We start from the raw sequence: 282 nt of genomic DNA on the forward strand, positions 1-282 counted from the left end.
CATCACAGCAAGTGGTACAAAAGCACTGGTTGTTGAAGTGAGTGCTAACATCTCCCCCCTCGAAATTAAAAACCAAGAACAGAGTGCCCAACACCGCCACAGTAATATTGATCCACATGCTTGGCAGACTATCCCAAATGTTGAAATTTATATTAAAAATATTGCCACTGCTTTTTGTAAAATCGATCAACAATTCTGTGCAACCTACAGCAAAAACGCCAACTCTTACATCCAAAAACTTAAAGAAAAACAAGAAACATTTAAAACAAAGATTGCAACCAT

At 37.2% G+C, this 282-nt stretch carries 1 protein-coding gene; it reads left to right on the forward strand.

From position 1 onward, the window contains the following. Positions 1-282, forward strand: a 282-nt coding sequence (locus ACFINZ_RS11330) for a metal ABC transporter solute-binding protein, Zn/Mn family (RefSeq protein WP_375701562.1), incomplete at both ends; no start/stop codon positions are given.

The sequence above is a fragment of the Bartonella sp. AA81SXKL genome (genome assembly GCF_042196945.1).
GTDB lineage: Bacteria > Pseudomonadota > Alphaproteobacteria > Rhizobiales > Rhizobiaceae > Bartonella.